The organism is Pseudomonas sp. CAU 1711 (assembly GCF_039888625.1).
Taxonomy (GTDB): Bacteria; Pseudomonadota; Gammaproteobacteria; order Pseudomonadales; family Pseudomonadaceae; genus Aquipseudomonas.
This window is the reverse complement of sequence record NZ_JBDQQT010000008.1, coordinates 109,913-122,740: the sequence shown is the minus strand read 5'-3', so window position 1 is coordinate 122,740 and position 12,828 is coordinate 109,913. Positions and strand designations below refer to the sequence as shown.

At 65.4% G+C, this 12,828-nt stretch carries 16 protein-coding genes; 15 read left to right on the top strand and 1 reads right to left on the bottom strand.

Translation table 11 applies throughout. From position 1 onward, the window contains the following. Nucleotides 1-816 (bottom strand): inositol-phosphate phosphatase, encoded by an 816-nt coding sequence (gene suhB / locus AAFN46_RS11025; protein WP_347808738.1) that lies wholly within the window; start codon nucleotides 814-816, stop codon nucleotides 1-3. A 148-nt stretch (nucleotides 817-964) separates the two neighbouring features. On the opposite strand from suhB, the gene trmJ reads away from it, so the two are divergent. From trmJ to ispG, 15 genes are all read left to right on the top strand, one after another. Further along, the gene (gene trmJ, locus AAFN46_RS11020; protein WP_347808737.1) at nucleotides 965-1,744 is read left to right on the top strand and encodes a tRNA (cytosine(32)/uridine(32)-2'-O)-methyltransferase TrmJ; all 780 of its coding nucleotides are present in this window, start codon (nucleotides 965-967) and stop codon (nucleotides 1,742-1,744) included. Continuing rightward, nucleotides 1,737-2,516: a serine O-acetyltransferase gene (gene cysE, locus AAFN46_RS11015; RefSeq protein WP_347808736.1), complete on the top strand. Its 780-nt coding sequence runs from the start codon at nucleotides 1,737-1,739 to the stop codon at nucleotides 2,514-2,516. The genes trmJ and cysE overlap by 8 nt, the downstream gene beginning before the upstream one ends. 135 nt (nucleotides 2,517-2,651) lie before the next feature. Then, entirely contained in the window at nucleotides 2,652-3,143 is a 492-nt protein-coding gene (gene iscR, locus AAFN46_RS11010; RefSeq protein ID WP_347808735.1) for a Fe-S cluster assembly transcriptional regulator IscR, read from the top strand. Between the two features lie 31 nt (nucleotides 3,144-3,174). Next, nucleotides 3,175-4,389: an IscS subfamily cysteine desulfurase gene (locus AAFN46_RS11005; protein WP_347808734.1), complete on the top strand. Its 1,215-nt coding sequence runs from the start codon at nucleotides 3,175-3,177 to the stop codon at nucleotides 4,387-4,389. Nucleotides 4,390-4,437: 48 nt separating this feature from the next. Continuing rightward, nucleotides 4,438-4,824, top strand: coding sequence for a Fe-S cluster assembly scaffold IscU (gene iscU / locus AAFN46_RS11000; RefSeq protein ID WP_347808733.1), 387 nt, complete (start codon nucleotides 4,438-4,440; stop codon nucleotides 4,822-4,824). Nucleotides 4,825-4,834: 10 nt separating this feature from the next. Beyond that, entirely contained in the window at nucleotides 4,835-5,158 is a 324-nt protein-coding gene (gene iscA / locus AAFN46_RS10995) for an iron-sulfur cluster assembly protein IscA (protein WP_347808732.1), read from the top strand. A gap of 9 nt (nucleotides 5,159-5,167) precedes the next feature. Beyond that, the gene (gene hscB / locus AAFN46_RS10990) at nucleotides 5,168-5,689 is read left to right on the top strand and encodes a co-chaperone HscB (RefSeq protein WP_347808731.1); all 522 of its coding nucleotides are present in this window, start codon (nucleotides 5,168-5,170) and stop codon (nucleotides 5,687-5,689) included. Nucleotides 5,690-5,731: 42 nt separating this feature from the next. Beyond that, on the top strand, nucleotides 5,732-7,597 hold the full coding sequence (gene hscA, locus AAFN46_RS10985) for a Fe-S protein assembly chaperone HscA (protein ID WP_347808730.1): 1,866 nt from the start codon (nucleotides 5,732-5,734) through the stop codon (nucleotides 7,595-7,597). Nucleotides 7,598-7,604: 7 nt separating this feature from the next. After that, entirely contained in the window at nucleotides 7,605-7,946 is a 342-nt protein-coding gene (gene fdx, locus AAFN46_RS10980) for an ISC system 2Fe-2S type ferredoxin (RefSeq protein WP_347808729.1), read from the top strand. A gap of 15 nt (nucleotides 7,947-7,961) precedes the next feature. Next, nucleotides 7,962-8,159: a Fe-S cluster assembly protein IscX gene (gene iscX / locus AAFN46_RS10975; protein ID WP_347808728.1), complete on the top strand. Its 198-nt coding sequence runs from the start codon at nucleotides 7,962-7,964 to the stop codon at nucleotides 8,157-8,159. A gap of 155 nt (nucleotides 8,160-8,314) precedes the next feature. After that, nucleotides 8,315-8,746 (top strand): nucleoside-diphosphate kinase, encoded by a 432-nt coding sequence (ndk, locus tag AAFN46_RS10970; RefSeq protein WP_347808727.1) that lies wholly within the window; start codon nucleotides 8,315-8,317, stop codon nucleotides 8,744-8,746. A gap of 24 nt (nucleotides 8,747-8,770) precedes the next feature. After that, complete coding sequence (gene rlmN / locus AAFN46_RS10965; protein ID WP_347808726.1) at nucleotides 8,771-9,916, top strand: 23S rRNA (adenine(2503)-C(2))-methyltransferase RlmN; 1,146 nt, start codon at nucleotides 8,771-8,773, stop codon at nucleotides 9,914-9,916. 12 nt (nucleotides 9,917-9,928) lie between these two features. Further along, nucleotides 9,929-10,690, top strand: coding sequence for a type IV pilus biogenesis/stability protein PilW (pilW, locus tag AAFN46_RS10960; protein ID WP_347808725.1), 762 nt, complete (start codon nucleotides 9,929-9,931; stop codon nucleotides 10,688-10,690). Next, nucleotides 10,690-11,697 carry a RodZ family helix-turn-helix domain-containing protein gene (locus AAFN46_RS10955; protein ID WP_347808724.1) on the top strand — a complete coding sequence of 336 codons (1,008 nt, stop codon included), beginning with the start codon at nucleotides 10,690-10,692 and terminating at the stop codon, nucleotides 11,695-11,697. The genes pilW and AAFN46_RS10955 overlap by 1 nt, the downstream gene beginning before the upstream one ends. Nucleotides 11,698-11,705: 8 nt before the next feature. Next, nucleotides 11,706-12,818, top strand: coding sequence for a flavodoxin-dependent (E)-4-hydroxy-3-methylbut-2-enyl-diphosphate synthase (gene ispG / locus AAFN46_RS10950; protein WP_347808723.1), 1,113 nt, complete (start codon nucleotides 11,706-11,708; stop codon nucleotides 12,816-12,818). Nucleotides 12,819-12,828: the final 10 nt, after the last annotated feature.

The following is a 12,828-nucleotide window of genomic DNA, read 5'->3' as shown; positions in this document are numbered from 1 at the left end:
TCAGCGCTTCATCGATGCCGGCAGGTGCGGCTGGATGGCGGTCAGCACGGCCTTGAAGCACTTGGCGTTGCCGGCGACGATCTGGCCCTTGTCGAGGAACTCGTGGCCGCCGCCGAAGTCGCTGACCAGGCCGCCCGCCTCCTGGATCAGCAGGGCGCCTGCGGCCATGTCCCACTCGGACAGACCGAACTCCCAGAAGGCGTCGTAGCGGCCGGCGGCGACATAGGCCAGGTCCAGGCTGGCGGCGCCAGCGCGGCGGATGCCGGCGGTCTGGCCGACCAGGCTGCGGAACATGCCCAGGTAGTTGTCGAGGTTGTCGACCTGGTCGTTGCGGAAGGGGAAGCCGGTGCCGAGCAGGGCGCCGTCCAGGCTCTTGCGGTTGCTGACGCGGATGCGCCGGCCGTTGACGGCGGCGCCACGGCCGCGGCTGGCGGTGAACTCTTCCTGGCGGACCGGGTCGAGCACCACGGCATGCTCCAGGCGGCCGCGGTACTTGCAGGCGATGCTCACGGCGAAGTGCGGTACGCCGCGCAGGAAGTTGGTGGTGCCGTCCAGCGGGTCGATGATCCACTGATAATCGGCGCCCTCGCCGCGACCCTTGATGGTGCCGCTCTCTTCGCCGACGAAGCCGTGGTTCGGGTAGGCCTTCTGCAGCGCCTGAATGATGGTCTGCTCGGCGGCGCGGTCGACTTCGCTGACGTAGTCGTTGGCATCTTTCTCGTTGACCGAGATGACGTCCAGGCGTTCGACGGAGCGGATGATCAGTTCGCCGGCACTGCGCGCAGCGCGCAGCGCGATATTCAGCATGGGCTGCATGGAAGGTTACCTGGGTCGTTAAAGAAGAAAGCCGATCATTCTACCAGAAAAGCCTCGCTCATCCAGTATGGACGCCAGTGCGAATGGCGTTGCGCTGGGGGCTTCGGTAAGATTCTCGGCCCTTTCGCATTCGCCTTGGAGTCCTCTGGTGCTGCAGAACATTCGCGTGGTGCTGGTCAATACCAGCCATCCGGGCAATATCGGCGGGGCCGCGCGGGCCATGAAGAACATGGGCCTGTCGCGTCTGGTGCTGGTCGATCCGCTGGATTTCCCCAGCGGCGAGGCGGTGGCCCGCGCCTCCGGCGCGACCGATATCCTCGACAATGCCCTGGTGGTCGCCACGCTGGAGGAGGCGCTGGTCGGTTGCAGCGTGGCGCTCGGTACCAGCGCGCGCGATCGGCGCATTCCCTGGCCGCTGCTGGATCCGCGCGAGTGCGCGACGACTTCTCTGCAGCATGCCGAGCAGGGCGGCGAGGTGGCGCTGGTGTTCGGGCGCGAACATGCGGGGCTGACCAACGAGGAGCTGCAGCGCTGTCAGTTCCATGTGCATATCCCGTCGAATCCGGAGTTCAGCTCGCTTAACCTGGCGGCTGCCGTGCAGGTGCTGGCCTATGAGGTGCGCATGGCCTGGCTGGCGGCCGAGGGGCAGCCGACCAAGATGAGCAAGCTGGAAACCACGGCGATGCTCAACACCCAGCCGGTGACCACGGACGAGCTGGAGCTGTTCTACGGCCACCTGGAGAGTACCCTGGTGGAGATCGGCTTCCTCGATCCGGCCAATCCGCGCCACCTGATGTCCCGCCTGCGTCGCCTGTACGGCCGCGCGGGCGTCAGCAAGCTGGAAATGAATATCCTGCGCGGCATTCTGACCGAGACCCAGAAGGCGGTGCGTGGCGAGTCCCCCAAGCGGAGCAAAGACGATGTTTGAGCGTATGCGCGAAGATATCCAGAGCGTTTTCCATCGCGACCCGGCGGCGCGCAACGCCTTCGAGGTGGTGACCTGCTATCCGGGGCTGCACGCGATCTGGCTGCATCGCCTGGCGCATGGTCTGTGGGGGCACGGCTGGAAGTGGCTGGCGCGCCTGGTGTCGAACTTCGGTCGCTGGTTGACCGGCATCGAGATTCACCCGGGAGCGAAAATCGGCCGGCGTTTCTTCATCGACCACGGCATGGGCATCGTCATAGGCGAGACCGCCGAGATCGGTGACGACGTCACCCTCTACCAGGGCGTGACCCTGGGTGGCACCAGCTGGAACAAGGGCAAGCGCCATCCGACCCTGGAGGATGGCGTGGTGGTCGGCGCCGGCGCCAAGGTGCTCGGCCCCTTCACCGTGGGGGCGGGCGCCAAGGTCGGCTCCAATGCGGTGGTGACCAAGGAGGTGCCGGCGGGCGCCACGGTGGTCGGCATTCCCGGGCGCATCATCGTCAAGAGCGACGACGAGCAGCAGGCCAAGCGCCAGGCCATGGCCGAGAAGCTCGGCTTCGATGCCTATGGTGTCGGTCAGGATATGCCCGACCCGGTGGCGCGTGCCATCGGCCAGTTGCTCGACCATCTGCACGCGGTCGATGGTCGCCTGGAGGGCATGTGCGCCGCGCTCAAGGCCCTGGGGAGCGACTATTGCGCCAAGGAGCTGCCGGAGTTGCGCGACGAGGACTTCGCCGGCGTGTGCAAGGAGCAGGGCGACAAGCCGGCTGCCTGAGGGCTCAATAGTCTGCTACTATTCGCGCCCCGTGCCGCACTCAATCCCGACTATTTTGATCGGTCTTATAGTTGACCTAAATAGTCGGAAAAGGGGATACTTGCGGCAACTCAGCTCACCCGTGGTGCGAATGCCATGCGTCTGACCACCAAAGGCCGCTATGCCGTCACTGCCATGCTCGATCTGGCGCTGCATGCCCAGAGCGGGCCGGTGTCGCTGGCGGACATCTCCGAGCGGCAGGGCATCTCCCTGTCCTATCTGGAGCAGCTGTTCGCCAAGCTGCGGCGCGGCAACCTGGTCAGCAGCGTGCGCGGTCCCGGTGGCGGCTATCAGCTGTCGCGCGACATGCGGGTGATCCAGGTGGCTCAGGTGATCGACGCGGTCAACGAGTCGGTCGATGCCACCCGTTGCCAGGGGATGGGCGATTGCCACTCCGGCGACACCTGCCTGACCCACCACCTGTGGTGTGACCTCAGTCAGCAGATTCACGAATTCCTCAGCGGCATCAGCCTGGCTGATCTGGTGAGCCGGCGCGAGGTGCAGGAAGTCGCCCAGCGCCAGGACCTGCGTCGCTGCAATGGCAGGATGCCCCAGCTGGACAAGATCGAAGCGTCCGCCATCGAGTGAGCGGGGCGCCCGCCTGAATAGGAGATACCTGATGAGATTGCCGATTTACCTCGACTATTCCGCCACCACCCCGGTCGATCCGCGCGTGGCGCAGAAGATGAGCGAGTGCCTGCTGGTGGATGGCAACTTTGGCAACCCGGCATCGCGCTCCCATGTCTTCGGCTGGAAGGCCGAGGAGGCGGTGGAGAACGCCCGTCGCCAGGTGGCCGAGCTGGTCGGCGCCGACCCGCGCGAGATCGTCTGGACCTCCGGCGCCACCGAGTCCGACAACCTGGCGATCAAGGGTGTCGCGCACTTCTACGGCAGCAAGGGCAAGCACATCATCACCTCGAAGATCGAGCACAAGGCGGTGCTGGACACCACCCGCCAGCTGGAGCGCGAAGGCTTCGAGGTGACCTACATCGAGCCGGGCGAAGACGGCCTGGTGACCCCGGCCATGGTCGAGGCGGCACTGCGCGAGGACACCATCCTGGTGTCGATCATGCACGTCAACAACGAGATCGGCACCATCAACGACATCGCCGCCATCGGCGAGCTGACCCGCTCGCGCGGCATCCTGTTCCACGTCGACGCGGCCCAGTCCACCGGCAAGGTGGAGATCGATCTGGAGACCATGAAGGTCGACCTGATGTCCTTCTCCGCCCACAAGACCTACGGGCCGAAGGGCATCGGCGCCCTGTACGTGCGGCGCAAGCCGCGCGTGCGCCTGGAAGCGCTGATCCACGGCGGCGGTCACGAGCGCGGCATGCGCTCCGGTACCCTGGCCACTCACCAGATCGTCGGCATGGGCGAGGCCTTCCGTATCGCCAGGGAAGAGATGGCGCAGGAAAACCAGCGCATTCTGGCCCTGCGCGATCGCTTCTACCGGCAGGTCGAGGGCATCGAGGAGCTGTACGTCAACGGCAGCCTGACCCAGCGCGTGCCGCACAACCTGAACCTCAGCTTCAACTACGTGGAAGGCGAGTCGCTGATCATGGCGCTCAAGGACCTGGCGGTCTCCTCCGGCTCCGCCTGTACCTCCGCCTCCCTGGAGCCGTCCTACGTGCTGCGCGCCCTGGGGCGCAACGACGAGCTGGCGCACAGCTCGATCCGCTTCACCTTCGGCCGCTTCACCACCGAGGAAGAAGTCGATTACGCCGCCAGCAAGGTGGCCGGCGCGGTGAACAAGCTGCGCGAGCTGTCGCCGCTGTGGGATATGTTCAAAGAGGGCGTCGATCTGTCCAAGGTCGAATGGCAGGCGCACTGAAATTCGAGTCGCCGGCAGAGCGGCACCTGATGAGAGAGGAATTGCACCATGTCGTACAGTGAAAAGGTCATCGACCACTACGAAAACCCGCGCAACGTCGGCAAGCTCGACGCCGAGGACCAGCAGGTCGGCACCGGCATGGTCGGCGCTCCGGCCTGCGGCGACGTGATGCGCCTGCAGATCAAGGTCAACGAGCAGGGCGTGATCGAAGACGCCAAGTTCAAGACCTACGGCTGCGGCTCGGCCATCGCCTCCAGCTCCCTGGCCACCGAGTGGATGAAGGGCAAGACCCTGGATGAGGCCGAGTCGATCAAGAACACCCAGCTGGCCGAGGAACTGGCCCTGCCGCCGGTGAAAATCCATTGCTCGGTGCTCGCCGAGGACGCCATCAAGGCGGCCGTGCGCGACTACAAGCAGAAGAACGGACTGCTCTGAGGAGTTCGCCATGGCCATCACCATGACCGAAGCCGCCGCCCGTCATGTGCAGCGCTCCCTCGATGGGCGCGGCAAGGGCGAGGGCATTCGCCTGGGCGTGCGCACCACCGGCTGCTCGGGCCTGGCCTATGTGCTGGAGTTCGTCGATGAGGTGGCGGGCGAGGACCAGGTGTTCGAGAGTCACGGCGTCAAGGTGATCATCGATCCCAAGAGCCTGACCTATCTCGACGGTACCGAGCTGGACTTCGTCCGCGAAGGTCTCAACGAGGGCTTCAAGTTCAACAATCCCAACGTGCGCGGCGAATGCGGCTGCGGCGAGAGCTTCAACGTTTGAGGCTGGCGCGTGGGTAGTCCCTGTCATTTTGCGTTATTCGAGCTGCAGCCGGCCTTTCGTCTGGACTTGGCGCAGTTGTCGGCGCGTTATCGCGAGCTGGCCAAGGCGGTGCACCCGGACCGCTTCGCCGATGCCGGCGAGCGCGAGCAGCGCCTGGCGCTGGAGCAGTCGGCGCGCCTCAACGAGGCCTACCAGACGCTCAAGAGCGCGCCGCGGCGCGCCCTCTACCTGCTGGCCCTGCGCGGGCGCGAGCTGCCGCTGGAAGTGACGGTGCAGGATCCCGAGTTCCTCCTCCAGCAGATGCGCTGGCGCGAGGAGCTGGAAGACCTGCAGGACAGCGCCGACCTGGCCGGCGTGGCGGCATTCAAGAAGCGCCTGAAGGCGGCTCAGGACGAGCTGGACGAGGGCTTCGCCGCCTGCTGGGACGATGCCGCGCGACGCGAGGAAGCCGAGCGCCTGGTGCGCCGCATGCAGTTCCTCGACAAGCTGGCCCACGAAGTGCGCGACTTGGAAGAGCGCCTCGACGATTAACCCCGGCGCAGCCCGCGCTGCGCGCCTGACACTCAGAGCACCATGGCCCTATTGCAGATCGCCGAGCCCGGGCAGAGCCCGCAACCCCACCAGCGTCGCCTGGCCGTGGGCATCGACCTGGGTACCACCAATTCGCTGGTCGCCGCCGTGCGCAGCGGCCTGTCCGAGCCGTTGGCCGACGCCACGGGTGCGGTGATACTGCCGTCCGCCGTGCGCTATCACGCCGACCGCGTCGAGGTCGGCGTCGCCGCCAAGGCCGCGGCCGCCCAGGATCCGCTGAATACCGTGCTGTCGGTCAAGCGCCTGATGGGGCGCGGCGTCGAGGACATCAAGCAGCTCGGCGAGCAGCTGCCCTATCGCTTCGCCGAGGGCGAGTCACACATGCCCTTCATCGAGACGGTGCAGGGCGCCAAGAGCCCGGTGGAAGTCTCGGCCGAAATTCTCAAGGTGCTGCGCCAGCGCGCCGAGGCCAGCCTGGGTGGCGAGCTGGTCGGCGCGGTGATCACGGTGCCGGCCTATTTCGACGATGCCCAGCGCCAGGCGACCAAGGACGCCGCGCGCCTGGCTGGCCTCAATGTGCTGCGCCTGCTCAACGAGCCGACCGCGGCCGCCGTGGCCTATGGCCTGGACCAGGGCGCCGAAGGCGTGGTGGCCATCTATGACCTGGGTGGCGGCACCTTCGATATCTCCATCCTGCGCCTGACCCGCGGCGTGTTCGAGGTGCTGGCCACCGGCGGCGACAGCGCCCTGGGCGGCGACGACTTCGACCATGCCATCGCTGGCTGGATCATCGAGCAGGCGGGGCTGTCCCAGGATCTCGATCCGGCCACGCAGCGACGCCTGCTGCAGGCCGCCTGCGCGGCCAAGGAGGCGCTGACCGCTGCCGATGTCGCGTCGCTGACCCACGACGGCTGGTCCGGCGAGCTGAGCCGCGCCCAGTTCGAGGCGCTGATCGAGCCCATGGTCGCGCGCAGCCTCAAGGCCTGCCGCCGCGCCGTGCGCGATGCCGGCATCGAACTCGAGGAGGTCGAGGCGGTGGTCATGGTCGGTGGCTCCACCCGCGTGCCGCGCGTGCGCCAGGCGGTCGGCGAGCTGTTCGGTCGCCAGCCGCTGACCGATATCGACCCCGATCAGGTGGTCGCCATCGGTGCCGCCATCCAGGCCGATACCCTGGCCGGCAACCAGCGTGGCAATGGCGACGAGCTGCTGCTGCTCGACGTGATTCCGCTGTCCCTGGGGCTGGAAACCATGGGCGGCCTGATGGAGAAGGTGATTCCGCGCAACACCACCATCCCGGTGGCGCGCGCCCAGGACTTCACGACATACAAGGATGGCCAGAGCGCCATGGCCATCCAGGTGCTGCAGGGCGAGCGCGAGCTGGTCAAGGACTGCCGCTCCCTGGCGCGTTTCGAGCTGCGCGGGATTCCGCCCATGGTCGCCGGCGCGGCGAAGATCCGCGTGACCTTCCAGGTGGATGCCGACGGCCTACTCAGCGTCGCCGCCCGCGAACTGGGTTCGGGCGTGGAGGCGAGCATCCAGGTCAAACCGTCCTATGGTCTGACCGACGGCGAGATCGCCCGCATGCTGCAGGATTCCTTCAGCAATGCCGGTGGCGACAAGGCCGCCCGTGCCCTGCGCGAGCAGCAGGTCGAGGCCGAGCGCCTGCTCGAGGCTGTGCACTCGGCGCTGGAGGCCGATGGTGAGCGCCTGCTCGATGCCGATGAGCGTCTGGCCATTGGCGCGGCCATGGACGAGCTGCGCGCGCTGGTGGCCGGCGACGATGCCCATGCCATCGAGCAGCAGGCCAAGCGCCTGTCGCAGATCACCGATGCCTTCGCCGCCCGGCGCATGGACGCCAGTGTCAAGGCGGCCCTGTCCGGGCGCCGACTCAACGAACTCGAGGAATAAAGCCGCGATGCCGCAGGTCATCTTTCTGCCCCACGAGAAATTCTGCCCCGAAGGCATGGTTGTGCAGGCCGAGCCCGGCACCTCCATTCTCGAACTGGCCCATGAGAACCATATCGAAATGGAGAGTGCCTGCGGCGGTGTCTGTGCCTGCACCACCTGCCACTGCATCATCCGCGAGGGCTTCGACTCGCTGAAGGAGGCCGACGAGCTGGAGGAGGACTTCCTCGATCGCGCCTGGGGCCTGGAAGCTCAGTCGCGCCTGGCCTGCCAGGCGATTGTCGGGACTGAAGACCTGACCGTCGAGATTCCCAAGTACTCGCTCAACCATGCCGCCGAAGCGCCACACTGATTTCAAGGAGCCGACATGAGCCTGAAATGGACCGATGTGCTGGATATCGCCATCGAGCTGGCCGAGAGCAAGCCCGACGTCGATCCGCGCTACGTCAACTTCGTCGACCTGCATAACTGGGTGCTGGCCCTGCCGGACTTCGACGATGACCCGCAGCGCGGCGGTGAGAAGGTGCTGGAGGCCATCCAGGCCGCCTGGATCGACGAAGTCTAGCGACAAGCCACAAGCTTCAAACTGCAAGGAAAAGCCGTGGCGCCGCATTTGCGCCTCTTCTTGTCGCTTGAGGCCTGCAGCTTATGGCTGCCCTTTCCCTTGAACCCGCGTATAATTCGCGGGTTTAATTTTTCGCTTTAACTCTGGAGCTTCAAATGGCCGTTCAACGTACTTTCTCCATCATCAAGCCGGATGCCGTCGCCAAGAACGTCATCGGTGAAATCACCACCCGTTTCGAGAAGGCCGGCCTGCGCGTCGTCGCCTCCAAGATGGTCCAGCTGTCCGAGCGCGAAGCCGCCGGTTTCTACGCCGAGCACAGCGAGCGCGGCTTCTTCAAGGACCTGGTCGCCTTCATGACCTCCGGTCCGGTCATCGTCCAGGTGCTGGAAGGCGAGAACGCCGTTCTGAAGAACCGTGAGCTGATGGGCGCCACCAACCCGAAAGAAGCCGCCGCCGGCACCATCCGCGCCGATTTTGCCGTGTCCATCGACGAGAACGCCGTGCACGGTTCCGACTCCGAGGCTTCCGCCGCTCGCGAGATCGCTTACTTCTTCTCCGCCACCGAGGTGTGCGCTCGCATTCGCTGATAGCGAACAGGCGAGGGTGAATCCATGACCGATGTAACCAAGACCAACCTGCTGGGGCTGACCCAGCCAGAAATGGAAAGCTTCTTCGAGAGCATCGGGGAAAAGCGTTTCCGTGCCGGTCAGGTGATGAAGTGGATTCATCATTTTGGCGTCGAAGACTTCGACGCCATGAGCAATCTCGGCAAGGCCCTGCGCGAAAAGCTCAAGGCCTGCGCCGAGATTCGCGGTCCGCAGATCGTCAGCCAGGACATTTCCGCCGATGGCACCCGCAAATGGGTGGTGCAGGTGGCGTCCGGCAGCTGCGTCGAGACCGTGTACATCCCGCAAGGCGGCCGCGGCACCCTCTGTGTGTCTTCGCAGGCCGGCTGTGCGCTGGATTGCAGTTTCTGCTCCACCGGCAAGCAGGGCTTCAACAGCGACCTGACTGCCGCGGAAATCATCGGCCAGGTGTGGATCGCCAACAAGTCCTTCGGCACCGTGCCGGCCAAGATCGACCGTGCCATCACCAACGTGGTGATGATGGGCATGGGCGAGCCCCTGCTGAATTTCGACAATGTCGTGCCGGCCATGCAGATCATGATGGACGATCTCGGTTACGGCATTTCCAAGCGCAAGGTGACCCTGTCCACCTCCGGCGTGGTGCCGATGATCGACAAGCTGGCGACCGTCACCGACGTGTCCCTGGCCCTGTCGCTGCACGCACCGAACGACGAGTTGCGCAACCAGCTGGTGCCGCTCAACAAGAAATATCCGCTGGACGTGCTGTTGCCCGCCTGCCGCCGCTATATCGACGGCCTGGGCGAGAAACGCTATCTGACCGTCGAGTACACCTTGCTCAAGGATGTCAACGATCAGCCCGAACACGCTGCGCAGATGATCGCACTTCTCAAGGATTTTCCTTGCAAGATCAATCTGATTCCGTTTAATCCCTTCCCCTTCTCCGGTTACGAACGGCCGAGCAACAACGCCATCCGTCGCTTCCAGGACCTGCTGCACAAGGCCGGCTTCAACGTCACCGTGCGTACCACGCGCGGCGACGACATCGACGCCGCCTGTGGCCAGCTGGTCGGCCAGGTGCAGGACCGCACCCGTCGCAGTGAGCGCTATATTGCCGTACGTCAGCTGGGCAGCGAGGCCGAGGAGCCCCGCAACGCCGCCAACCGAAACTGAAGGGGGAACTCAATGAGCTTGCGCACTGCGCTCTGTCTGTCTCTGGTCTGCATTCTGGCGGGCTGTGTCCGGACCGGAGGTCCGGTAGACCGGTTGAGTACCCAGGAGGGGCGGAATGCGGCGCGCGATGCCTATATCCAGCTGGGCCTGGGACATCTCCAGCAGGGTTCTACCGAGAGGGCCAAGGAGCCGCTGAAGAAGGCGCTCGAACTCGACTCTTCGAGCGCCGAGGCTTACGCCGCACTGGCAGTGGTCTATCAGTACGAGATGGAGCCCAAGCTGGCCGACGAAAACTATCGCAAGGCCATTTCGCTCAAGCGTGGCGAGGCGCGCCTGCACAACAACTACGGCAGCTTCCTGTTCGAGCAGCAGCGCTACCAGGAGGCCTATGAGCAGTATCTCAAGGCATCCGAGGACCCTCTGTATAGCGAACGCTCTCGCGTGTTCGAGAACCTCGGCCTGACCGCTATGCAGCTTGGCAAACGGTCGGAGGCCAAGCAGTACTTTGAGAAAGCCTTGCGCCTGAATAGTCAGCGTTCGACCTCTTTGCTGCAGATGGCATTGCTGTCTTATGACGAGCGCGATTACGTGGCCGCCCGTAGTTACTACGCCGGCTTTAGTCAGAGGGGAGACCATAGCCCCCAAAGCCTGCTGCTGGGTATCCGTCTGGCCAGGGTCTTCGAGGATCACGACCTAGCCGCCAGCCTGGGCTTGCAACTGAAGCGCTTCTACCCGGGCACCCCCGAATATCAGCAATATCTGTCGGAGCAGTGATGAAAGCCTCGCATCCTGAAGTTGCCGTGGCGCACCGGGTCAACCCCGGCGAGACGCTGCGCAAGGCTCGCGAAAGCAGAAACCTGGCCTTGGGCGACATCGCCCAGCAGCTCAACCTCACCGCCCAGGCCCTGCGCCATCTGGAGACCGGTGCCTTCGAGCAGTTGCCCGGGCACACCTTCGCCCGTGGCTACATCCGTGCCTACGCCAAGCTGATGGGCCTGGAGTCCGATCGCCTGGTCGCCGAGTTCGACCAGTACACCGGCACCGATGCCACTGGTAGCAGTGTGTCCAGCCTGTCGCGGATCGAGGAGCCGGCCAGGGTCTCCCAGAGCCTGCTGAAGCTGTTCAGTATCGCCGCCCTGGTGGCGCTGGGGGCCGTCGGTTTCTTCTGGTGGCAGGGCGAGAATCAGCGCCTGCAGGAAGAGGCGGCCAAGGCCAAGCTGGAGCATGTCGAAGTGGAGTCGGCCGACGGCACCACCGAGATTCATCCGCTGACCGAGCCGGAGGATCAGGCGGTCGCCGAGGCGCAGGTCCAGCTGCCTCTCGTTGCAGACCCCGCACAGGTCGAGGCCCGGCCCGAAGCCGAGATCGCACAGGCCGCACCGGAGGCTGCTACCCCGCAGGCGGCAGTCGTATCTGACGCTGCCAGTCCGGCCGCCGTCGCCCCGCAAGCTGAACAGCCCGCGCCGGCGACTCCGAGCGTCGCCGCGCCGGTCGCCGAGGCCGCCACCGCTGCCGTGGCACCCGTGGTAGCGGCCAGTGGCGAGACGCTGGTGAACCTGCAGTTCACCGCCGATTGCTGGACCGAACTCACCGACGCCAATGGCAAGGTCCTGCTCAGTGCCCTCAAGCGTCGCGGCGACAGCGTGCAGCTGAGCGGCAAGGCGCCGCTGGAGCTGCGCCTCGGCTATGCCCGCGGTGCCGTGGTGCTGGTCGATGGCAAAGCCGTCGACGTCGCCCCCTTCATTCACGGTGAGACCGCCCGCCTCAAACTGGGGCAGTGAGCCAGAACATGCATTGCGAATCCCCCATCAAGCGCCGCCTCTCTCGCAAGATCTGGGTCGGCAAGGTGCCGGTCGGCGGCGATGCGCCGATCTCGGTGCAGAGCATGACCAATACCGAGACCTGCGACGTCGACGCCACCGTCGGCCAGATCCAGCGTCTGGAAGCCGCCGGAGCCGACATAGTGCGGGTCTCGGTGCCCTCGATGGAGGCCGCCGAGGCCTTCGGCAAGATCAAGCAGCGGGTCAACCTGCCGCTGGTGGCCGACATCCACTTCGACTACCAGATCGCCCTGCGCGTGGCCGAGCTGGGCGTCGACTGCCTGCGCATCAATCCGGGCAATATCGGCCGCGAGGATCGCGTGCGCGCGGTGGTCGAGGCCGCTCGCGACAAGGGCATCCCGATCCGCATCGGCGTCAACGCCGGCTCGCTGGAGAAGGATCTGCAGAAGAAGTACGGCGAACCCACGCCCGCCGCGCTGGTGGAGTCCGCGCTGCGTCATGTCGAGCATCTGGACCGGCTGAACTTCCCCGACTTCAAGGTCAGCGTGAAGGCTTCCGACGTGTTCATGGCCGTCGAGGCCTATCGCCTGCTGGCCAAGCAGATCGAGCAGCCGCTGCATCTGGGCATCACCGAGGCCGGCGGCCTGCGCTCCGGCACCGTGAAGTCGGCGGTGGGCCTGGGCATGCTGCTGGCCGACGGCATCGGCGACACCATCCGCATCTCCCTGGCCGCCGATCCGGTGGAGGAGATCAAGGTCGGTTTCGATATCCTCAAGTCGCTGCGCCTGCGTTCGCGCGGGATCAACTTCATCGCCTGCCCGAGCTGCTCGCGGCAGAACTTCGATGTGGTCAAGACCATGAACGAGCTGGAACAGCGGGTCGAGGACCTGCTGGTGCCGCTCGACGTCGCCGTGATCGGCTGCGTGGTCAACGGCCCGGGCGAGGCCAAGGAGGCGCATATCGGCCTCACCGGCGGCACCCCGAACAATCTGGTCTATATCGACGGCGCCCCGGCCTCGAAGCTGACCAATGACAATCTGGTGGACGAGCTGGAGAAGCTCATCCGCCGTAAGGCGGCCGAGAAGGTCGAGGCCGAAGCGGCAGTTATCGCCCGCGGCTGACAAGGAAAAA

Coding starts and splice junctions, on each gene's coding strand:
- AAFN46_RS10955 (WP_347808724.1), top strand. CDS start 10,690: ATGAAAGCCTCGCATCCTGAAGTTGCCGTGGCGCACCGGGTCAACCCC.
- iscX (WP_347808728.1), top strand. CDS start 7,962: ATGAGCCTGAAATGGACCGATGTGCTGGATATCGCCATCGAGCTGGCC.
- hscA (WP_347808730.1), top strand. CDS start 5,732: ATGGCCCTATTGCAGATCGCCGAGCCCGGGCAGAGCCCGCAACCCCAC.
- iscR (WP_347808735.1), top strand. CDS start 2,652: ATGCGTCTGACCACCAAAGGCCGCTATGCCGTCACTGCCATGCTCGAT.
- cysE (WP_347808736.1), top strand. CDS start 1,737: ATGTTTGAGCGTATGCGCGAAGATATCCAGAGCGTTTTCCATCGCGAC.
- suhB (WP_347808738.1), bottom strand. CDS start 816: ATGCAGCCCATGCTGAATATCGCGCTGCGCGCTGCGCGCAGTGCCGGC.
- pilW (WP_347808725.1), top strand. CDS start 9,929: ATGAGCTTGCGCACTGCGCTCTGTCTGTCTCTGGTCTGCATTCTGGCG.
- AAFN46_RS11005 (WP_347808734.1), top strand. CDS start 3,175: ATGAGATTGCCGATTTACCTCGACTATTCCGCCACCACCCCGGTCGAT.
- rlmN (WP_347808726.1), top strand. CDS start 8,771: ATGACCGATGTAACCAAGACCAACCTGCTGGGGCTGACCCAGCCAGAA.
- iscU (WP_347808733.1), top strand. CDS start 4,438: ATGTCGTACAGTGAAAAGGTCATCGACCACTACGAAAACCCGCGCAAC.
- fdx (WP_347808729.1), top strand. CDS start 7,605: ATGCCGCAGGTCATCTTTCTGCCCCACGAGAAATTCTGCCCCGAAGGC.
- ndk (WP_347808727.1), top strand. CDS start 8,315: ATGGCCGTTCAACGTACTTTCTCCATCATCAAGCCGGATGCCGTCGCC.
- ispG (WP_347808723.1), top strand. CDS start 11,706: ATGCATTGCGAATCCCCCATCAAGCGCCGCCTCTCTCGCAAGATCTGG.
- iscA (WP_347808732.1), top strand. CDS start 4,835: ATGGCCATCACCATGACCGAAGCCGCCGCCCGTCATGTGCAGCGCTCC.